This is a genomic window from Thalassospira profundimaris WP0211 (assembly GCF_000300275.1).
GTDB classification, from domain to species: Bacteria; Pseudomonadota; Alphaproteobacteria; order Rhodospirillales; family Thalassospiraceae; genus Thalassospira; species Thalassospira profundimaris.
Genome location: NZ_AMRN01000014.1, coordinates 1 through 18,819 on the forward strand (window position 1 = coordinate 1; position 18,819 = coordinate 18,819).

Below are 18,819 nucleotides of genomic sequence, written 5' to 3' on the forward strand. Positions count from 1 at the left end.
CTGACGTAACCGGTTCGATCGAGCTGCCGGCTGGCACCGAAATGGTTATGCCGGGCGATAACGTTCAGATGACCGCAACTCTCATTGCACCGATCGCAATGGACGAAGGTCTGCGTTTCGCAATCCGTGAAGGCGGTCGTACCGTCGGCGCGGGCGTTGTTGCCAAGATCATCGAATAATTTTTTCTCTTGATCTTTGTGGAGCGGGCGGCTATGTAAGCCGCCCGCAACACTTTTGCGGCAATCGTCAACTCCAGTTGAGGGGCCGGTGTCCTTTTGAGGGCTCCGGTACATAATTACATGGATAGTCAGAACATTCGCATTCGCCTCAAGGCGTTTGACCATCGCGTGCTGGATCAGTCCACGCGTGAGATCGTCAATACGGCGAAGCGCACTGGCGCAGAGGTCCGCGGCCCGATTCCGCTGCCGACCCGCATCGAAAAGTACACTGTTCTGCGGTCTCCGCACGTGAACAAAAAGTCACGCGAACAGCTTGAAATCCGTACGCACAAGCGTCTTCTCGACATTGTCGACCCGACCCCGCAAACCGTCGATGCTCTTATGAAGCTCGACCTTGCGTCCGGTGTCGATGTCGAGATCAAACTTTAATCGGGAGTAAGCCGCAATGCGTAGTGGACTTATTACCCAGAAGGTCGGTATGACCCGCGTCTTCAACGACGACGGTTCCCACCTTCCTGTAACCGTTCTGAAGGTCGAAGATCTTCAGGTTGTCGCCAACCGTACCAACGACACCGACGGCTACGTCGCTGTTCAGCTTGGTTATGGCAAAGCGAAAGTGAAAAACGTATCCAAGCCGATGCGTGGCCACTTCGCCAAAGCCAAGGTTGAGCCGAAAGCCAAACTTGCTGAATTCCGCGTGAGCGAAGATGGCCTGATCGAAGTTGGTGCAGAACTTGCTGCAACCCATTTCGTCGAAGGCCAGTACGTTGACGTAATCGGCACGTCCATCGGTAAAGGTTTTGCCGGTGCGATGAAGCGTCACAACTTCGGTGGTCTGCGTGCGTCGCACGGTGTGTCTGTATCGCACCGTTCGCATGGTTCCACCGGTCAGTGCCAGGACCCGGGCCGCGTCTTCAAAGGTAAGAAGATGGCTGGTCACCTCGGTGCCGCACGTGTAACCGTTCAGTCCCTTAAAGTCGTGTCTTCGGACGCCGACAAAGGCCTGATCCTGGTGCATGGTGCCGTTCCGGGTCACAAGGGTGCCTATGTCCTTGTCAAGGATGCCGTGAAGCGTGCTGCACCGGAAGGTCTGCCGTTCCCGGCCGCGCTCAAGGGTGCTGCCCCGGCCGCTGAAGAAGCTGTCGCCGAGGATAAGGAATAAGCATCATGAAGCTCGACATTCTCAAACTTGACGCTTCCAAGTCCGGTAAGATTGATCTTGCAGAAGACATCTTTGGTCTGGAAGTACGTCGTGACGTCCTGCACCGCATGGTGAACTGGCAGCTGGCAAAACGCCGTGCCGGTACCCACAAGGTAAAGGAAAAGTCCGAAGTTTCCGCAACCACGAAAAAATTCGTGCGTCAGAAGGGTAGTGGCGGTGCACGTCACGGTTCCCGTAAAGCCGCACAGTTCCGTGGTGGTGGTACCGTGCACGGTCCGCGCGTTCGCGACCACGCACACGATCTGACCAAGAAGTTCCGTAAACTCGCGCTGAAAACCGCTCTGTCGGCTAAGGCAAAAGACGGTAAGCTTATCGTTCTTGATAATGCGGAATTCTCGGACGCCAAAACCAAGAATCTGGTCGCAGTTTTCAATAAACTCGGCTGGAAGTCTGCACTGATCATCGACGGTGCGCAGGTCAACGAAGGTTTTGCACGCGCAGCGCGCAACATCCCGCAGGTTGATGTGCTCCCGCAGATTGGTGCTAACGTCTATGACATCCTGCGCCGTGACACCCTGGTGCTGACCAAGGGTGCGGTCGAAGCGTTGGAGGCACGTCTCAAATGACGATCATCAGCAAAGAGCGGATGTACGAAGTCATCCGCGCCCCGCATATCACTGAAAAGTCGACGCTGATTTCTGAACACAACGCAGTTGCGTTCAAAGTTGCGATCGACGCCACCAAGCCGGAGATCAAGGCTGCTGTGGAAGGTCTGTTCGGGGTGAAGGTCAAGGCGGTCAATACCTCTGTGGTAAAAGGAAAGACCAAGCGTTTTCGCGGTATTTCCGGTCGTCGGAGCGATTTCAAGAAAGCGATGGTGACCCTCGAAGAGGGCCAGTCCATCGATGTGACTACGGGAATCTAAGACAATGGCTTTGAAGAAGTTTAAACCAACCTCTCCTGGTCGCCGTCAGCTGGTTCTCGTGGATCGTTCTGATCTCCACAAGGGCAAGCCGATCAAAGCGTTGACCGAAGGTCTTCGCAAGAAAGGTGGCCGTAACAACACTGGTCGTATCACCGCCCGCCGTATTGGTGGTGGTCACAAACGTCGTTACCGTCTCATCGACTTCAAACGTACCAAGTTTGACGTCGTCGGTACCGTCGAGCGTTTGGAATATGATCCGAACCGTACCGCGTTTATCGCACTGGTTCGCTATTCCGACGACGAGCTGGCCTACATCCTCGCACCGCAGCGTCTCGCTGTCGGCGACAACGTTGTTGCCGCTGAACGCGTAGACATTAAGCCGGGTAACGCCGCACCGCTGAAGAACATTCCGGTCGGTACCATTGTCCATAACGTCGAACTGAAAGCCGGTAAAGGTGGTCAGGTCGCACGTTCAGCAGGCTCGTATGTACAGCTTGTTGGTAAGGACCAGGGTTACGCCCAGCTTAAGCTGTCCTCCGGTGAGGTACGTTTGGTTCGTGGTGAATGCATGGCTACCATCGGTGCCGTGTCCAACCCGGACCATCAGAACTCGAACCTTGGTAAAGCCGGCCGTAATCGCTGGCTTGGCAAGCGTCCTTCGGTTCGTGGCGTTGCCATGAACCCGATCGATCACCCGCATGGTGGTGGTGAAGGTCGTACGTCGGGTGGTCGTCACCCGGTTACGCCGTGGGGCAAGCCTACCAAGGGCAAACGTACCCGCTCGAACAAAAAGACCGACGCGCTCATCATGCGCCGTCGTCACAAGAGCTAACGGAGGAGGCTAGACTATGGCGCGTTCCGTTTGGAAGGGTCCGTTTGTTGACGGATACCTTCTTAAGAAAGCCGATACTGTCCGTGCCTCAGGCCGGAATGAGGTAATTAAGACCTGGTCGCGGCGTTCGACGATTCTGCCGCAATTCGTAGGCCTCACCTTTGGGGTTTACAATGGCCAGAAATTCCTGCCGGTGCTCGTGACCGAAGATATGATTGGTCACAAGTTCGGTGAATTCTCGCCGACCCGTACCTACTATGGTCACGCGGCCGACAAAAAGGCGAAGAGGAAGTAACGATGGGTAAGAAAGCTGACATCCGTCGGCTGGCGGATAACGAGGCCGCGGCTTCGCTCCGGGCAGTACGCATTTCCCCGCGTAAGCTCAACCTCGTCGCCGAGTCGATTCGTGGTATGAAGGCAGAAGCTGCTTTGGCAGAACTGACCTTCTCCAATAAACGCATTTCGCAGGACGTCAAAAAGCTGCTGGAATCGGCAATTGCTAATGCCGAAAACAACCATCAGCTCGATGTTGACCGTCTCTATATTAAAGAGGCATCTGTTGGTAAGGCCTTCGTAATGAAGCGCTGGCGCGCCCGTGCACGCGGTCGTGTTGGCAAAATCATTAAGCCGTTCTCCAACATGCGCATCGTCGTTTGCGAACGTGAGGAGGCCGAGTAATGGGTCAGAAAATTAATCCGATCGGTCTGCGCGTTGGCATTAACCGTACCTGGGATTCCCGCTGGTACGCCAACAAGGCCGATTTCGCTGGTCTTCTTCACGAAGATCTCGCGATCCGCAATTTCATCTTCGACCGTCTGAAACAGGCGGGTGTATCGAAGGTGATTATCGAACGTCCGGCGAAGAAAGCCCGCATTTCGATCCACACCGCTCGTCCGGGCGTTGTGATCGGGAAAAAAGGCCAGGACATCGAGAAGCTCAAGAACGATCTGCAGAAACTGGCAAATGCCGAAGTGCAGGTTAACATCATCGAGATCCGCAAGCCGGAACTCGATGCCAAGCTGGTCGCTGACAACATCGCCCAGCAGCTTGAGCGCCGTGTTTCGTTCCGTCGCGCTATGAAGCGCTCGGTTCAGAACGCAATGCGTCTCGGTGCCGGTGGCATTCGTATTAATGCTGCTGGTCGTCTTGGTGGCGCTGAAATCGCCCGTACCGAATGGTACCGTGAAGGTCGCGTTCCGCTGCATACCCTGCGTGCGGACGTTGATTATGGCACTTCGGAAGCACACACCACCTACGGTGTTTGCGGTCTGAAGGTCTGGATCTTCAAGGGCGAAATCATGGCACATGATCCGTTGGCTTCTGAGCGTCGCGCTCTCGAGTCGGCTGGTTCCGGTCGTAAGTAAGGAGATCCCGATATGCTTTCTCCGAAACGTACAAAGTTCCGTAAAGCCCACAAAGGCCGCCTCAAAGGTGAAGCCAAGGGTGGTACCGAACTTAATTTCGGCGCTTATGGCTTGAAAGCCATGGAGCCGGAGCGTATAACGGCGCGTCAGATCGAAGCGGCTCGCCGCGCGATCACCCGCCACATGCGCCGTCAAGGCCGTGTGTGGATTCGCGTTTTCCCGGATCTCCCGGTCTCGCAGAAGCCTGCCGAAGTCCGTCAGGGTAAAGGTAAAGGCTCGCCTGAATATTGGGCGGCACGCGTTAAACCGGGTCGGATCATGTTTGAACTCGACGGTGTTCCGTTGGATCTTGCACGCCGAGCTTTCGAGCTGGCAGCGGCAAAATTGCCGATCAAGACCAAGTTTGTCACCCGTCTTGGTGAAGGGGAGTAATTAGTGATGAAAATTGCTGATCTCCGCGCTAAAAGCGCTGACGAACTGAAGCAGCTGCTTCTGGACCTGCGTAAGGAATCGTTCAATATGCGTTTCCAGCAGGCTTCGGGGCAGTTCGAGAACACTGCGCGGGTCCGCCAGGTCCGTCGTGATATTGCCCGCATTAAAACCCTTCTCGGTAACGAGAAGGGTGCAACCGCGGCCTAACTGGACACGCAGAGGAGTAGACACACATGCCGAGGCGTGTATTGCAGGGGACAGTCGTTTCGACCAAAAACGACAAGACCGTGGTGGTCCGAGTGGAGCGCCAGGTCATGCACCCGCTGTATAAAAAGTACGTGCGTAAGTCGAAGAAATTCCACGCGCACGATGAAGAGAACCGCTTCAAAACGGGTGACGTTGTTCGCATTCGCGAATGCAAACCGATCTCGAAGTTGAAGTCTTGGGAAGTAGTGGTCGAGGAGTGAGTCCTCAGCCCAATCATAGTCAAGGGGTAAACCCATGATCCAGATGCAGTCCAATCTGGACGTCGCCGACAACAGCGGCGCTCGCCGCGTCCAGTGCATCAAGGTGCTGGGCGGCTCGAAGCGCAAAACCGCCAACGTTGGTGATGTTATCGTGGTTTCCGTCAAGGAAGCCATTCCGCGCGGTCGCGTAAAGAAGGGTGCAGTTCACAAAGCTGTCATCGTTCGCACCGCAAAGGAAATTCGTCGTGCCGATGGCTCGGCGATCCGCTTTGACCGCAACGCTGCCGTTCTCATTAATGCGAACGGCGAGCCGATCGGCACGCGTATTTTTGGCCCGGTAACCCGTGAACTTCGTTCTAAAGGTTACATGAAGATCATTTCGCTCGCTCCGGAGGTGCTGTAATGGCTGCCAAGATTAAAAAGGGCGATCGCGTCGTTGTTCTGACGGGTAAAGACAAAGGGAAAACCGGCGAAGTTCTCGCCGCTTTCCCGACCGAGAACAAAGTTCTGGTTTCGGGCATTAACCTGGTGAAACGTCACCAGCGCCCGACCGGTGCTGATGCTGGTGGCATCGTCGAAAAGGAAGCAAAAATTGCTGTTTCCAACGTCGCGATTGTTGACCCGAAAGAAAACAAGCCGACCCGCGTCGGTTTCAAGACCCTCGATGATGGTCGCAAGGTTCGCGTAGCGAAGCTCAGCGGCGAAGTCATCGACAACTGAGGGACGGAAAAATGACGCGCCTGCGCGAACATTACAAAGAAGTGGTGCGTGACGCACTCCAGAAGGAGTTCTCCTACGAGAACACCATGGAGATTCCGCGCCTCGAGAAAATCGTGATCAACATGGGTGTCGGCGACGCCACCCAGGATCGTAAGAAGCTGGAAGGTGCTGCTGCGGATCTCGCTGCTATCACCGGTCAGAAGCCTGTCTTCACCAAGGCGAAAAAGTCCGTTGCGGCTTTCAAGCTGCGTGAAGGTATGAACATCGGTTGTAAAGTGACCTTGCGTCGCGACCGTATGTTTGAGTTCTTGGACCGCCTGGTCACCATCGCGCTGCCGCGCGTTCGTGACTTCCGCGGCCTGAACAAAAAATCTTTCGATGGTCGTGGCAACTTTGCCATGGGCTTGAAAGAACAGTTCGTCTTTCCTGAGGTAGAGTACGACAAAGTCGACTCTGTTCGCGGGATGGATATCATCATTTGTACCACGGCTAAGTCCGACGATGAAGCTCTCGCCCTTCTTAAGGGCTTTGATCTTCCGTTCGGAAACTAACGGAGGTTGGCCCATGGCCAAGAAAAGCGCTGTAGAGCGTGAACTCAAACGTGAACGCCTGGCAAAAAAATATGCTGCCAAGCGTGCCGCCCTTAAAGCGGTTATCGCAAATCGCGAGACGACCCCTGAGGATCGTATCGTTGCTGTGATGAAACTCGCCCAGCTGCCGCGTAACTCGGCTCGTATCCGTCAGCGTATTCGCTGCCAGATCACCGGTCGTCCACGTGGTGTCTATCGCAAATTCCGCCTGTCCCGTATCGCGCTTCGTGAACTTGCTTCACGTGGTCAGATCCCGGGCATGGTGAAGTCGAGCTGGTAAGGAGGACATCACATGTCGATGACTGATCCAGTCGGTGATATGCTCACGCGTATCCGTAACGGCCAGCGCGTTGGTAAATCCAGCGTCGTTTCGCCGGCTTCGAAACTGCGTACCGGTGTGCTGGATGTTCTCCAGCGCGAAGGTTATATCCGCGGTTACAATGTTAATGAAATTCGCAAGGGCGTCAGCGAAATCACCATCGAACTCAAATATTTTGAGGGTGATGGCGTGATTAAGCAGATCGACCGCGTCTCGACCCCGGGTCGTCGTGTATATTCGAAGATCAAAGATCTTCCGAAGGTATATAACGGTCTGGGCATCGCAGTCCTGTCCACTCCGCGAGGGGTTCTATCGGATCAGGAGGCTCGCGAGCAGAATGTCGGCGGCGAAATCCTCTGCAAGGTATTCTAAGGAGGGCCAACGATGTCGCGAGTAGGAAAAAACCCGGTGGTCGTGCCTAACGGCGTTACCATCACCTTGACCGAAGAGCAGATCAGCGCAAAAGGCAAGCTCGGTGAGCTTAACCTGGCTTTGACCTCGGACGTATCCGTCACTCAGGAAGATAACCAGATCTTCGTGAAACCTAAAAACGATAGCAAGCGCGCTCGTGCCCTTTGGGGTACCACCCGTGCCAATATCGCGAACCTCGTTACCGGGGTTTCGGAAGGGTTCACCAAGAAACTGGAAATCACCGGTGTTGGTTACCGTGCGCAGGTTCAGGGCAAAAACCTGGTTCTGCAGCTTGGCTTCTCACATGACGTAGAAATGGAGATCCCTGCGGGTCTTAACGTCGTTGCTGAAAAGCCGACCCTCGTCGCCATTTCTGGCGCAGATAAACAACTCGTTGGTCAGTTCGCTGCGAATGCACGCGGCTGGCGCGGTCCGGAGCCTTACAAAGGCAAGGGTGTCCGCTACGAAGGCGAGTATATCTTGCGCAAAGAAGGCAAGAAGAAGTAAGGACAGGCACGATGAAAAACGTGAGAAGCCTATTCGAACGCCGCAAGCGTCGCGTTCGTTTTGCGATCCGCCAGAAAGCGGCCGGTCGCCCGCGCCTCAGCGTGCACCGTTCGAACGCCCACATCTATGCTCAGATCATCGACGACGTCAAAGGCACCACCCTGGTGGCTGCCTCGACGATGGAGAAAGATCTGAAGGCGAAAGGCAGCAATGCCGACGCCGCTGCTCTGGTTGGCAAGGCAATTGCCGAGCGCGCAGTCAAAGCTGGTGTGAAAACGGTCGTTTTCGATCGTGGCGGGTATCTGTTCCATGGCCGGGTGAAAGCTCTGGCCGATGCCGCCCGTGAGGGCGGTCTGGACTTCTAAGGAGCACGACCATGGCACGTAACCAGAATCAACAGCAGCAGGCGCCGAAAGCCCGTGAAGAAAACGAACTCGTCGACAAGCTGGTTGGTATCAACCGCGTCGCGAAAGTCGTTAAGGGCGGCCGTCGCTTTGCTTTCTCCGCAATGGTAGTTGTCGGTGACCAGCGCGGTCGCGTCGGATACGGCACGGGTAAAGCCCGTGAAGTTCCGGAAGCGATCCGTAAGGCCACCGAAGCTGCTAAACGTAACATGATCCGCGTTCCGCTGCGTGAAGGCCGTACCCTTCACCATGATACGCAGGGCCATTTCGGCGCAGGCAAGGTTATCCTTCGCTCCGCTCCGGCTGGTACCGGTATCATCGCAGGCGGTGCGATGCGTGCGGTTTTCGAAACCATGGGCGTTCAGGACGTTGTGTCCAAATGCACCGGTTCGAACAACCCGCACAACGTGATCCGCGCAACCCTTGACGCTTTGGTCAACGGTGCTTCCCCGCGTCAGGTCGCTGCTAAGCGTGGCCTGAAAGTCGGTGACGTCGTTGCCCGTCGCGATAGCGGTTCGGCTGCTGCCGCCGTTCTCGAAAAGGAGTAATTCGATATGGCTGCTAAGAAAAAAGCGACCGTACGCGTTACCCAGACGGGTTCGCCGATCGGACGTCCGGCTGATCAGCGCCAGACCCTTGTTGGTCTTGGCCTGAACAAACTGCACCGGACTCGTGAGCTGGAAGATACTCCGGCTGTTCGCGGTATGATCGCAAAGGTCAAACACCTCGTCCGTGTGGACGAGGCTTGATTGACCCCAGATCGAAAAGGTGTTGAACGATGAAACTCAACGAACTCGCCGATAACCCGGGTGCCCGCAAGGCGCGCACCCGCGTCGGTCGCGGCATCGGTTCGGGCAAAGGCAAAACTTCTGGCGCAGGTCAGAAGGGTCAGAAGTCCCGTTCGGGTGTAGCCATCAATGGCTTCGAAGGTGGGCAGATGCCTATCTATCGCCGTCTTCCGAAACGCGGCTTCAAAAACCCGTTCAAGAAACAGTTCGGCGTTGTGAACCTTGGTACCCTTCAGACTGCTGTTGATAACGGCGTTCTTGAAGAAGGTGCAAATGTCACCGTCGCTGTTCTTGCGGAAAAAGGTCTGGCTCGTCCGCAGAAAGACGGTCTGCGTCTTCTTGCCAAAGGCGAACTGAAAGCGAAACTGAACATCGAAATCTCCGGTGCTTCCAAAGCAGCTGTTGAAGCTGTCGAGAAAGCTGGTGGTTCGGTCAAGGTTCTTGCTCCGGTCGCTGCTGCAGAATCCGCAGAATAAGCCTAAATTGACTTCGAGAGGGTCCGGTTCCAGTACACGGGACCGGACCCTCCAGTTTATGTGTATTGGGAGATGAGTGCATGGCATCGGCCGCCGAGCAGCTTGCCGCGAACCTGAATTGGTCCGCTTTTTCAAAGTCAACCGAGCTTAAAAAGCGTATCTGGTTCACTTTGGGCGCGCTTATTGTTTACCGTCTTGGAACCTATATTCCGGTTCCTGGTGTTGACCCGTCTATTCTTGCTGACATTTTCCGTCAGAATGCGGGTGGCGTTCTGGGCATGTTTGACATGTTCGCCGGTGGTGCGCTGGGTCGTATGACGATCTTCGCGCTGAATATCATGCCGTACATCTCGGCCTCGATTATTATTCAGTTGATGACGACTGTTTCGCCAACGCTTGAGCAACTCAAGAAGGAAGGCGAGCAGGGTCGTAAAAAGATTAATCAATATACCCGCTATCTGACGGTGCTGATTGCAACGGTGCAGGCATGGGGCATTGCTGTTGGTCTTGAAAGCATGACCGGTTCGACCGGTGCTGCTGTTGTGGATCCGGGCATGTTCTTCCGCATTACCGCTGTGATCACCCTTGTTGGTGGCACCATGTTCCTGATGTGGCTTGGTGAACAGATCACCCAGCGCGGCATTGGTAACGGTATTTCGCTGATCATCTTCACCGGTATTGTTGCCGGTCTGCCAAGCGCGATTGCAGGCACCCTTGAACTGGGTCGTACCGGTGCGATCTCTGCACTGGTTATCGTTGCAATCATCGTTCTGGCAATCGCAGTTATCGCCTTCATCGTCTTTGTTGAACGTGCACAGCGCCGCGTTCTGATCCAGTACCCGAAACGCCAGGTCGGCATGAAGGTCATGGAAGGTCAGAGCTCGCACCTGCCGCTCAAGATCAACACTGCCGGTGTTATTCCGCCGATTTTCGCAAGCTCGTTGCTGCTCATGCCGCTGTCGGTTGCCCAGTTCACCACCGGTGTTGATGCCCCGGCATGGTTGACGACTGCAACTGCACTGCTTGGCCGTGGTCAGCCGCTTTATATTGCGCTTTATATCGGTTTGATTGTCTTCTTTGCCTTCTTCTACACCGCGGTTGTTTTCAACCCGGAAGATACGGCAGACAACCTGAAGAAACATGGTGGCTTTATTCCGGGCATTCGTCCGGGTAAAAATACAGCCAACTATCTGGATTTCATTCTGACCCGTCTGACGGTGATCGGTGCAGCGTATCTCGCATTCGTCTGTATCCTGCCGGAACTTCTGATCGCGGAATGGTCTGTTCCCTTCTACTTTGGTGGGACTAGCCTCCTGATCGTTGTCACGGTAACCATGGATACCGTTGCGCAGATTCAGTCTCATATGCTGGCTCATCAGTATGAAGGCCTGATCAAGAAATCCAAACTGCGTGGTCGCCGCCGCTAACAAGCGACCACCGCATTCAGGGGGAAGACGATGAACATTATCCTTCTTGGCCCTCCCGGCGCAGGGAAAGGTACCCAGGCCAAGCGTCTTGAAACAGGACGCGGCATGATCCAGCTCTCGACGGGCGACATGCTCCGCGCGGCGGTTGCTGCTGGCACGGAACTGGGGCAGAAGGCAAAGGAAGTCATGGATGCGGGCCAGCTCGTATCCGACGATCTGATGATCGGTCTGATTTCCGAACGACTTGACCAGGATGATACCAAGGGTGGTTTCATTCTGGACGGGTTCCCACGCACGACCGCCCAGGCAGAAGCCCTGGACGAAATGCTGGAATCCAAGGGACTGGCACTTGATTATGTGATTGAACTGCGTGTTGACGATGCAGCACTGGTGGCCCGTATTGTTGGCCGCTATACCTGCGCGAAATGCGGGCAGGGCTATCACGACGAGTTCCAGAAACCTGCCAAGGAAGGTGTCTGTGACGTATGTGGCAGCACCGAATTTAAACGCCGTGCGGACGACAATGCCGAAACGGTCACTTCGCGACTGGAAGCTTATCACAAGCAGACAGCACCGATCATTCCTTACTATGAAAAGGTCGGTAAGCTGAAAACAGTTGACGGGATGGCTGAAATCGACCAAGTTACGCGCGAGATTGAAGCCATCCTGGGGTAATTTCCCGGGCAGGGCGTTTTTTTGCTGGCGGGTTGGCAGTAATGCTGGCCCGCTTTTGCAGCGTCCCACCCTACCGGATCTGCCCCTGGGTTTGTTAACAGGAAACAGGAGTTCACATAGTGGCTCGTATTGCTGGCGTAAACATCCCGACCGCTAAGCGTGTCGTGATTGCGCTTACCTACATCACCGGTATTGGCCCGGCTAAAGCCAAAGAAATTTGCGCAAAGGTTGGCATCGAATCCGCAACCCGCGTTCATCAGCTTTCTGATGACCAGGTTCTGAAGGTTCGTGAAGTCATCGACGCTGATTACACCGTCGAAGGCGACCTCCGTCGTGAAACCGCAATGAACATTAAACGTCTGATGGACCTGGGCAGCTATCGCGGCCTGCGTCATCGTCGCGGTCTCCCGGTACGCGGTCAGCGTACCCACACCAACGCTCGCACCCGTAAGGGCCCGGCTAAGCCGATTGCTGGCAAGAAGAAGTAAGGTAGGGGAACGACAATGGCGAAGACTCCTCAGACTCGCGTGCGTCGCCGCGAGCGCAAGAACATTACGAACGGTATCGCGCACGTAAACGCGACCTTCAACAACACCATGATCACCATCACCGACGTACAGGGAAATACCATTTCCTGGTCGACCGCTGGTGGTATGGGTTTCCGCGGTTCGCGTAAATCGACTCCGTATGCTGCACAGATGGCTGCCGAAGACGCAGGTAAAAAAGCTGCTGAACACGGTATGAAAACCCTCGAAGTACAGGTTAAAGGCCCGGGTTCGGGACGTGAATCTGCACTGCGTGCGCTTCAGGCTGTCGGTTTCACCATTACGTCGATCAAAGACGTAACGCCGATTCCGCACAACGGTTGCCGTCCGCGTAAACGTCGTCGCGTCTAATCGCGTCGATCCTTGCGGACGACCCCGCGTTTGGGCCCGGGATGACCGGGCCTCTTCGCGTTTCTCGTGGGGGCAAGTTTATTGCCCTCCTTTCCATAGGCTCCAGTTGCGAAGGTGGGTCTCGTGATTCAAAAGAACTGGCAGGAACTGATTAAGCCGACGAAGCTTGATGTTACTCCGGGTACTGATGCCAGCCGTATTGGTACGATCGTGGCAGAACCGCTGGAGCGCGGTTTTGGTCAGACTCTGGGTAACGCGCTGCGTCGCATTCTGCTGTCGTCGCTCCAGGGTTCGGCAGTTACCGCGATCCAGATCGACGGTGTATTGCACGAATTTTCGTCGATCCCGGGTGTGCGTGAAGATGTCACCGACATCATCCTGAACATCAAGACCATGGGCGTGCGCATGCATGCTGAAGGTCCGAAGAAAATGGCTCTGAAGGCGACCGGCCCTGGTGCCGTCACCGCAGGTCAGATCGAAACCGGTGCGGATATCGAAATCCTTAACCCGGATCTCGAGCTTTGCCATCTTGACGATGGTGCTACGCTCAACATCGAATTCACCGTTGATAACGGTAAAGGCTATGTTGCAGCCAGCTCGCACAGCTCGTCGGACGCGCCGATTGGTCTTATTCCGATCGATGCGATCTTCAGCCCGATCCGTAAAGTGGCCTACAAGGTGGAAAACACCCGTGTTGGTCAGGATACCGACTTTGACAAGCTGTCGCTGACCGTTGAAACCAACGGTGCACTGACCCCGGAAGATTCGGTTGCCCTTGCTGCCCGTATCCTTCAGGACCAGCTGTCGCTGTTCGTCAACTTCGAAGAGCCGGAAGCGGTTGTCGAAGAGAAGAAAGAAGACGAACTGCCGTTCAACCGTAACCTTCTTCGTAAGGTTGACGAGCTTGAGCTGTCGGTACGTTCGGCTAACTGCCTGAAGAACGACAACATCATCTATATCGGTGATCTTGTTCAGAAGACCGAAGCAGAAATGCTCCGTACGCCGAACTTCGGCCGTAAGTCGCTGAACGAAATCAAGGATGTTCTGGCTCAGATGGGTCTGCATCTTGGTATGGAAGTCGGCGGTTGGCCGCCGGAAAACATCGAAGAACTTGCGCGCAAGTTCGAAGATCCGTTCTAAGAACGGGTCTTCAGCCTTCGGGCCGAGATCGGAACATTCGTGTTCCAAACCGGGGACCCCAGTTGTTTGGGCATCCGGCGGGCTTGTTGCCCACACCGCACGTGCATAACCTGGCCTTTGTATAAAAGTGATCAGGGTGGCGGCGCGGTTTTACAATCGGTTTCGTGAGCGAAGCCAGGCTATTAAGGAGAGTTACCATGCGTCACGGTATGCAAGGCCGTAAGCTTAATCGTACTTCGTCCCATCGTAAGGCGATGTTTGCCAACATGGCAGTTTCGCTGCTCACCCACGAGCAGATCAAAACCACTCTTCCGAAGGCCAAGGATCTTCGCCCGTATGTCGAAAAACTGATTACGCTGGGCAAGCGGGGCGACCTGCATGCACGCCGTCAGGCCATTTCGATTCTGCGTGATGACAAAGTCGTTGCCAAGCTGTTCGGCGAAATCGCTGACCGCTACAAAGAGCGCGCTGGTGGTTACACCCGTGTTCTCAAGGCTGGCTTCCGTTATGGCGATGCGGCTCCGGTTGCTGTGATTGAACTTGTCGATCGCAACGCCGATGCAAAAGGCGCGGAAGACCGTGCTCGCCTCGAAGCAGAGGGCGAAGGCGAAGAAGCAGCTGCTGAATAAGCAACGCTTCGGCCTTTAAGAAACAGAAACGGGCGATGCCATCTGGTGTCGCCCGTTTTCTTTTTGCTAAATGACATAAAGTTCATATTTCCGACAAGGTTGCGCGTAAGGTCTAGTTTCCCTAATTGATGACAAGTCTTTGTCGGTCACAAGACCGCGAACAAGCAAACCAACAGAGAGAGTGTGACGTGCAGGCAAGATGGATTTCAAAGATTGTCGCCTTTGCAATAATCGGACTCGCGACGATTTCAAGCACAGGCAATCTGGCCCATGCCCAAAGCGATGAAGCCACCCTGGACCGGCGTTTGCCGTCCAGCCAGGCGGACATCAAGATGTCGCTTTCGCCATTGGTCAAACAAACCGCCCCGGCGGTTGTCAACATCTACACCAAGAAGGTCGTCGAACAACGCCAGCGCACGCCGTTCTTCAATGACCCGTTCTTCAAACAGTTCTTTGGCGATCGTTTCGGTGGTGCCTTCGGTGCCCCGCGCCAGCGTGTTGAACGTTCGCTCGGTTCTGGTGTGATTGTTTCGGGCAATGGCACGGTGGTCACCAACCATCACGTGATCGATGGCGCCAGCGAGATTCGCGTCGTCTTGCATGACAACCGCGAATTTGATGCCGATCTGGTCGGATCGGACGAACGGACCGATCTTGCCGTCCTCAAACTGCGCGATGTTGATAACGAACTCCCGGCCATTCCGTTTGGCGACTCTGATGCGGTCGAGGTTGGCGACCTTGTGCTTGCCATCGGCAACCCGTTTGGTGTCGGACAAACCGTGACCAGTGGCATTGTTTCGGCATTGGCGCGTGCCGGTGTCACCGGTCAGGATTATCAATCCTTTATCCAGACCGATGCCGCGATCAACCCGGGCAACTCCGGCGGGGCATTGGTCGATATTGATGGCAACCTGATCGGGGTCAACTCGGCGATCTTTACCAAGTCCGGTGGGTCGAACGGCATCGGCTTTGCGGTTCCGGCCAATATGGTCAAGGTCGTGATGCGCGGCCTGATCAGTGGCGATCTGCGTCGCCCCTGGCTGGGTGCAGCCGGGCAGTCGGTGACGGCCGATCTGGCGGCCTCTCTTGAACTTGATCGCCCGCATGGTGTCCTGATCAACAAGGTTCGCGCCGGAAGCCCGGCTGAACGCGGCGGCCTGCAATCAGGGGACGTTGTGATTGCGGTCAACGGCTTGGCCGTGGATAACCCGAACGAGCTTAAATTCCGTATCGCAACGCTTGAGCTGAACGGCGAGGCAAAGCTGTCAGTCCTGCGGCGCGGGGCTGAAACCATTCTTGCCATGCCGCTGGAAGTTGCACCGGAAATTCCCGCCCGTGACGAAAGCATCATTGATGGCCGCAATCCGTTCAGCGGCACCAAGATCGCCAATATGAACCCGGCACTGGCCGATGAACTGGGCATCGATACGCTTAGCGAAGGTGTGATGATCCTGGCCGTTGCCCGCGATAGCCTCGCACGCCGCACGCGTCTTCAGGCCGGTGACTATATTGTCGAGGTCAATGGACAACCGATTGATACGGTCGCGCGGTTCAAGGAAGTCGTTCGTGCCGGTGAACGCAGCCGGGACTGGAAGATTTCTGTCAAACGCGATGGCAAGGTCCTGACCGGTGATTTCACCCTGTAACTGTCAGGTCTGATACCCAAAACAAAGGCGCGTACCGCTGTGGTGCGCGCCTTTTTGTATCTTGGTCAGTCGGCATTACCAGACACGGGCCGATGACGCAGCATCATCAGCGCGGCAAAGGTCACAAGGCCAAGCACGATGGTCAACAAAATCGCATATTGCCCGTAATCATCGATCAAAAGCCCGAAGACAAACGGTGCCGCCGCCTGCGCAAAGCGCGATGGTGCCATGATATAGCCTTGCCGGGCGCCATATCCCACCGGACCAAAGATCGCCAGTGGCAAGGTGCCCTTGGCGATGGTCAGGATCCCGTTGCCGATCCCGTGCAGACTGGTAAACAGCATCCCGACCGGCCCGCCAAAGATCAAAAGCAACACCGCCCCCACCGGATGGGTCAGGGCCGAAAGCCGTGATGAAATCAGTGGATGCATCTTTTTCAGCAACCCGAACTCGGCCAACCGGCCCGCCACCTGTGCCGGCCCCACAAGCGACGCCGCGATCAGCGCACCGGCGGCATCCATCCCCGAAATTTGTAACAGGCGTGGCAAATGGGCCGCCATGGCCGTTGCGGTAAACCAGCTGGCGGCAAATACGATGGCCAGAAGGATCATCGGCATGTTGAAGATATCCGAACGCGATAGCTTGGCAGGGGCAGGGGCAGGGGCAGCGGCAGGGGATGCTTTGGCCGTATCCGCAGCAGGAGACGCGCGGTTGCCTGTCTTGGTGCGCGGGATCAGAAAAAGATTAAGCGGCAAGCCCAGCACGATATGCATCGCCGCCCAGAAATAGCAGGCCGTGCGCCAGTCAAACTCGGCCTCGATCCCGGCGGTAATCGGCCAGCAGATCGTGCTGGCAAATCCGGCAATCAGGGTAATGCCGGTGATCGGTCCGCGCGCATCATGGCCATAAATCCAGCTCAGCGTGGCAAAGGCCGACTCATAAAGCCCCATCGACATGCCAACACCAATGACGCACCACGCAATACACATCATGGTCAGACTATCGGCCGTACCCAGCATCGCAAGGCCGCACGCAAAGATCAGGCTGGACACTGCCAGCACCGTGCGCCCGCCAAACTGGTCAATCCGCGCCCCGGCCTTCGGACCCAGCAGGGCGGCAAACACCAGCGCAAGTGAAAAGGCGCCAAACGCCCAACCGGGTGGAATGCCAAGCTCATTCGCCATCGGCTCTGCCAGAATGGCCGGCAGATACAATGTGGTGCCAAATGCAAGGGTCTGTCCCGTGCCCAACCCGATCACGATTGGCAATTTGGCGGGCGTGCCATGCGAAGTCGACGTCATGGCAGGCACCGACAGTCAAGGTCGGGCAGGCAGGCAAAAACGAGCGTCACGAACGTGTTCTTTTTTGTTGCTTGGATGGAAACAAGCCTGAAAGCTATGCCGCACATATGCCAGCGTCAATCGACGATGTTTCGTCTGTCATCAATGTCATCTGCGTGTTACGTTTCGCCAAAGTCACCAACCCGCTCAACATCATGATGTCGCTGTATGGTTTCCCTGTTTGAAAGTCAGGTCACGCGCCCTTTGGCCGACAGACTGCGCCCCGCCAAACTCGATGAAGTGGTGGGCCAGGGGCATCTGTTTGGCGATGATGGCCCGATCACCCGCATGATCAAGACCGGCCGCGTGCCGTCGGTGATCCTTTGGGGGCCGCCGGGCTGTGGCAAAACGACATTGGCCCGGCTGATGGCCGATGTTGCCGATATGGCGTTTGAACCGCTCTCGGCGATCTTTTCTGGGGTGGCGGATTTGCGCAAGGTGTTTGAACGTGCCCGTGCGCGCCGTTCGACCGGTGGGGCGACGCTTTTGTTCATCGATGAAATACATCGTTTCAACAAGGCCCAGCAGGACAGCTTTCTGCCCTATGTCGAAGACGGCACCATCACCCTGATCGGCGCGACCACCGAAAACCCGTCCTTTGAACTCAACGCAGCACTTCTTTCGCGCTGTCAGGTGCTGGTGCTCAAGCGTCTTGATGATCAGGGCCTTGAAGAACTGCTGGTGCGCGCCGAAAAGGAAATGGGCTTTGAACTGCCTGTCACACCCGAGGCCCGCGAAACCCTGCGTGCCATGGCCGATGGCGACGGACGTTATTGCCTGAACCTGGCAGAGGAACTGTTTTCCCTGCCGCCCAGCGAAGATGATGGTCCGCTTGGTGTGGCGGAGCTTGCCCGCACCGTGCAAAAGCGCATGCCGATCTATGACAAGGGCGATGACAGTCACTACAACCTGATCAGTGCGCTGCATAAATCCATTCGTGGCTCGGACCCGGATGCAGCGTTGTATTGGTTTAACCGGATGCTGGCCGGGGGCGAGGATCCCAAATTCGTCGCCCGCCGACTGACCCGCATGGCGGTCGAGGATATCGGTCTTGCCGATCCGCAGGCCCAGCAATTCTGCATCGGTGCGTGGGAATCATACGAACGCCTTGGCAGTCCCGAAGGCGAACTGGCCCTGGCACAGGCGGTGATTTACTTGGCCCTCGCGCCAAAATCCAATGCCGGTTACGCGGCTTATAAAAAGTCACTCAAGATTGCGCGCGATACCGGGTCGCTGATGCCGCCCGCCCATATCCTTAATGCCCCGACCAAGCTGATGAAGGATATCGGCTATGGCACCGGCTACGCCTATGACCATGATCAGGAAGATGGCTTTTCCGGCCAGAACTACTTCCCCGAAGGCATGCGGCGGCAGAATTTCTACGAGCCGGTCGAACGCGGCTTTGAACGCGATCTTAAAAAACGCGTCGAATATTTCGATCGCCTGCGCGCGGAGCGTCAAAAGAAAGGCGACAATAAATAACCAACGGT

31 protein-coding genes are annotated in these 18,819 nt (G+C 55.9%); 30 read left to right on the plus strand and 1 reads right to left on the minus strand.

What is annotated here, in order from left to right; translation table 11 throughout:
• The 29 genes from TH2_RS20840 to TH2_RS19640 all read left to right on the plus strand — a co-directional run.
• The coding region (locus TH2_RS20840) for an EF-Tu C-terminal domain-related protein (protein WP_008892172.1) at positions 1 to 179 on the plus strand (179 nt) is incomplete at its 5' end.
• 120 nt (positions 180 to 299) lie between these two features.
• Positions 300 to 608, plus strand: a complete 309-nt coding sequence (gene rpsJ / locus TH2_RS19505) for a 30S ribosomal protein S10 (protein ID WP_008892173.1) — start codon at positions 300 to 302, stop codon at positions 606 to 608.
• A gap of 16 nt (positions 609 to 624) precedes the next feature.
• Entirely contained in the window at positions 625 to 1,341 is a 717-nt protein-coding gene (gene rplC, locus TH2_RS19510; RefSeq protein ID WP_008892174.1) for a 50S ribosomal protein L3, read from the plus strand.
• Between the two features lie 5 nt (positions 1,342 to 1,346).
• Positions 1,347 to 1,967 (plus strand): 50S ribosomal protein L4, encoded by a 621-nt coding sequence (gene rplD, locus TH2_RS19515; protein ID WP_008892175.1) that lies wholly within the window; start codon positions 1,347 to 1,349, stop codon positions 1,965 to 1,967.
• Positions 1,964 to 2,266 (plus strand): 50S ribosomal protein L23, encoded by a 303-nt coding sequence (locus TH2_RS19520; protein WP_008892176.1) that lies wholly within the window; start codon positions 1,964 to 1,966, stop codon positions 2,264 to 2,266. Before rplD ends, TH2_RS19520 begins: the two co-directional genes overlap by 4 nt.
• 4 nt (positions 2,267 to 2,270) lie before the next feature.
• On the plus strand, positions 2,271 to 3,098 hold the full coding sequence (rplB, locus tag TH2_RS19525) for a 50S ribosomal protein L2 (protein ID WP_008892177.1): 828 nt from the start codon (positions 2,271 to 2,273) through the stop codon (positions 3,096 to 3,098).
• Positions 3,099 to 3,114: 16 nt separating this feature from the next.
• Positions 3,115 to 3,393 (plus strand): 30S ribosomal protein S19, encoded by a 279-nt coding sequence (gene rpsS / locus TH2_RS19530; protein WP_008892178.1) that lies wholly within the window; start codon positions 3,115 to 3,117, stop codon positions 3,391 to 3,393.
• A 2-nt stretch (positions 3,394 to 3,395) separates the two neighbouring features.
• Positions 3,396 to 3,776: a 50S ribosomal protein L22 gene (gene rplV, locus TH2_RS19535; RefSeq protein WP_008892179.1), complete on the plus strand. Its 381-nt coding sequence runs from the start codon at positions 3,396 to 3,398 to the stop codon at positions 3,774 to 3,776.
• Positions 3,776 to 4,462 carry a 30S ribosomal protein S3 gene (gene rpsC, locus TH2_RS19540; protein WP_008892180.1) on the plus strand — a complete coding sequence of 229 codons (687 nt, stop codon included), beginning with the start codon at positions 3,776 to 3,778 and terminating at the stop codon, positions 4,460 to 4,462. Before rplV ends, rpsC begins: the two co-directional genes overlap by 1 nt.
• 12 nt (positions 4,463 to 4,474) lie before the next feature.
• Complete coding sequence (rplP, locus tag TH2_RS19545; RefSeq protein WP_008892181.1) at positions 4,475 to 4,894, plus strand: 50S ribosomal protein L16; 420 nt, start codon at positions 4,475 to 4,477, stop codon at positions 4,892 to 4,894.
• A gap of 6 nt (positions 4,895 to 4,900) precedes the next feature.
• On the plus strand, positions 4,901 to 5,101 hold the full coding sequence (gene rpmC, locus TH2_RS19550) for a 50S ribosomal protein L29 (protein WP_008892182.1): 201 nt from the start codon (positions 4,901 to 4,903) through the stop codon (positions 5,099 to 5,101).
• Positions 5,102 to 5,127: 26 nt separating this feature from the next.
• On the plus strand, positions 5,128 to 5,361 hold the full coding sequence (gene rpsQ / locus TH2_RS19555; RefSeq protein ID WP_008892183.1) for a 30S ribosomal protein S17: 234 nt from the start codon (positions 5,128 to 5,130) through the stop codon (positions 5,359 to 5,361).
• A 34-nt stretch (positions 5,362 to 5,395) separates the two neighbouring features.
• Entirely contained in the window at positions 5,396 to 5,764 is a 369-nt protein-coding gene (gene rplN / locus TH2_RS19560; protein ID WP_008892184.1) for a 50S ribosomal protein L14, read from the plus strand.
• On the plus strand, positions 5,764 to 6,081 hold the full coding sequence (rplX, locus tag TH2_RS19565) for a 50S ribosomal protein L24 (protein ID WP_008892185.1): 318 nt from the start codon (positions 5,764 to 5,766) through the stop codon (positions 6,079 to 6,081). Before rplN ends, rplX begins: the two co-directional genes overlap by 1 nt.
• An 11-nt stretch (positions 6,082 to 6,092) precedes the next feature.
• Positions 6,093 to 6,632 carry a 50S ribosomal protein L5 gene (gene rplE / locus TH2_RS19570; protein WP_008892186.1) on the plus strand — a complete coding sequence of 180 codons (540 nt, stop codon included), beginning with the start codon at positions 6,093 to 6,095 and terminating at the stop codon, positions 6,630 to 6,632.
• 13 nt (positions 6,633 to 6,645) lie between these two features.
• Positions 6,646 to 6,951, plus strand: a complete 306-nt coding sequence (gene rpsN / locus TH2_RS19575) for a 30S ribosomal protein S14 (RefSeq protein ID WP_008892187.1) — start codon at positions 6,646 to 6,648, stop codon at positions 6,949 to 6,951.
• Positions 6,952 to 6,963: 12 nt separating this feature from the next.
• Positions 6,964 to 7,362 carry a 30S ribosomal protein S8 gene (rpsH, locus tag TH2_RS19580; protein ID WP_008892188.1) on the plus strand — a complete coding sequence of 133 codons (399 nt, stop codon included), beginning with the start codon at positions 6,964 to 6,966 and terminating at the stop codon, positions 7,360 to 7,362.
• A 12-nt stretch (positions 7,363 to 7,374) separates the two neighbouring features.
• The gene (rplF, locus tag TH2_RS19585; protein ID WP_008892189.1) at positions 7,375 to 7,908 is read left to right on the plus strand and encodes a 50S ribosomal protein L6; all 534 of its coding nucleotides are present in this window, start codon (positions 7,375 to 7,377) and stop codon (positions 7,906 to 7,908) included.
• An 11-nt stretch (positions 7,909 to 7,919) separates the two neighbouring features.
• Positions 7,920 to 8,273 carry a 50S ribosomal protein L18 gene (gene rplR, locus TH2_RS19590; RefSeq protein ID WP_008892190.1) on the plus strand — a complete coding sequence of 118 codons (354 nt, stop codon included), beginning with the start codon at positions 7,920 to 7,922 and terminating at the stop codon, positions 8,271 to 8,273.
• 11 nt (positions 8,274 to 8,284) lie between these two features.
• The gene (rpsE, locus tag TH2_RS19595) at positions 8,285 to 8,860 is read left to right on the plus strand and encodes a 30S ribosomal protein S5 (protein ID WP_008892191.1); all 576 of its coding nucleotides are present in this window, start codon (positions 8,285 to 8,287) and stop codon (positions 8,858 to 8,860) included.
• A gap of 6 nt (positions 8,861 to 8,866) precedes the next feature.
• Entirely contained in the window at positions 8,867 to 9,061 is a 195-nt protein-coding gene (gene rpmD, locus TH2_RS19600; protein ID WP_007091489.1) for a 50S ribosomal protein L30, read from the plus strand.
• A gap of 29 nt (positions 9,062 to 9,090) precedes the next feature.
• Positions 9,091 to 9,576, plus strand: a complete 486-nt coding sequence (rplO, locus tag TH2_RS19605; RefSeq protein ID WP_008892192.1) for a 50S ribosomal protein L15 — start codon at positions 9,091 to 9,093, stop codon at positions 9,574 to 9,576.
• Positions 9,577 to 9,656: 80 nt separating this feature from the next.
• Positions 9,657 to 11,003 (plus strand): preprotein translocase subunit SecY, encoded by a 1,347-nt coding sequence (secY, locus tag TH2_RS19610; RefSeq protein ID WP_008892193.1) that lies wholly within the window; start codon positions 9,657 to 9,659, stop codon positions 11,001 to 11,003.
• Positions 11,004 to 11,033: 30 nt separating this feature from the next.
• Complete coding sequence (locus TH2_RS19615; RefSeq protein WP_008892194.1) at positions 11,034 to 11,678, plus strand: adenylate kinase; 645 nt, start codon at positions 11,034 to 11,036, stop codon at positions 11,676 to 11,678.
• Positions 11,679 to 11,797: 119 nt separating this feature from the next.
• Positions 11,798 to 12,166, plus strand: a complete 369-nt coding sequence (gene rpsM / locus TH2_RS19620; RefSeq protein ID WP_008892195.1) for a 30S ribosomal protein S13 — start codon at positions 11,798 to 11,800, stop codon at positions 12,164 to 12,166.
• Positions 12,167 to 12,181: 15 nt separating this feature from the next.
• Positions 12,182 to 12,574 (plus strand): 30S ribosomal protein S11, encoded by a 393-nt coding sequence (rpsK, locus tag TH2_RS19625; RefSeq protein WP_008892196.1) that lies wholly within the window; start codon positions 12,182 to 12,184, stop codon positions 12,572 to 12,574.
• A 123-nt stretch (positions 12,575 to 12,697) separates the two neighbouring features.
• On the plus strand, positions 12,698 to 13,714 hold the full coding sequence (locus tag TH2_RS19630; RefSeq protein ID WP_008892197.1) for a DNA-directed RNA polymerase subunit alpha: 1,017 nt from the start codon (positions 12,698 to 12,700) through the stop codon (positions 13,712 to 13,714).
• Between the two features lie 197 nt (positions 13,715 to 13,911).
• The gene (gene rplQ, locus TH2_RS19635; RefSeq protein WP_008892198.1) at positions 13,912 to 14,343 is read left to right on the plus strand and encodes a 50S ribosomal protein L17; all 432 of its coding nucleotides are present in this window, start codon (positions 13,912 to 13,914) and stop codon (positions 14,341 to 14,343) included.
• Between the two features lie 188 nt (positions 14,344 to 14,531).
• A complete protein-coding gene (locus TH2_RS19640) occupies positions 14,532 to 15,989 on the plus strand; it encodes a DegQ family serine endoprotease (RefSeq protein ID WP_008892199.1) in 1,458 nt (485 codons plus the stop codon).
• 65 nt (positions 15,990 to 16,054) lie between these two features.
• Here TH2_RS19640 and TH2_RS19645 read toward each other — a convergent pair whose 3' ends face one another.
• Complete coding sequence (locus TH2_RS19645; protein ID WP_040824765.1) at positions 16,055 to 17,290, minus strand: MFS transporter; 1,236 nt, start codon at positions 17,288 to 17,290, stop codon at positions 16,055 to 16,057.
• 207 nt (positions 17,291 to 17,497) lie between these two features.
• Between TH2_RS19645 and TH2_RS19650 the strand changes: the two genes are divergently transcribed.
• Positions 17,498 to 18,811 (plus strand): replication-associated recombination protein A, encoded by a 1,314-nt coding sequence (locus tag TH2_RS19650; protein ID WP_008892202.1) that lies wholly within the window; start codon positions 17,498 to 17,500, stop codon positions 18,809 to 18,811.
• Positions 18,812 to 18,819: the final 8 nt, after the last annotated feature.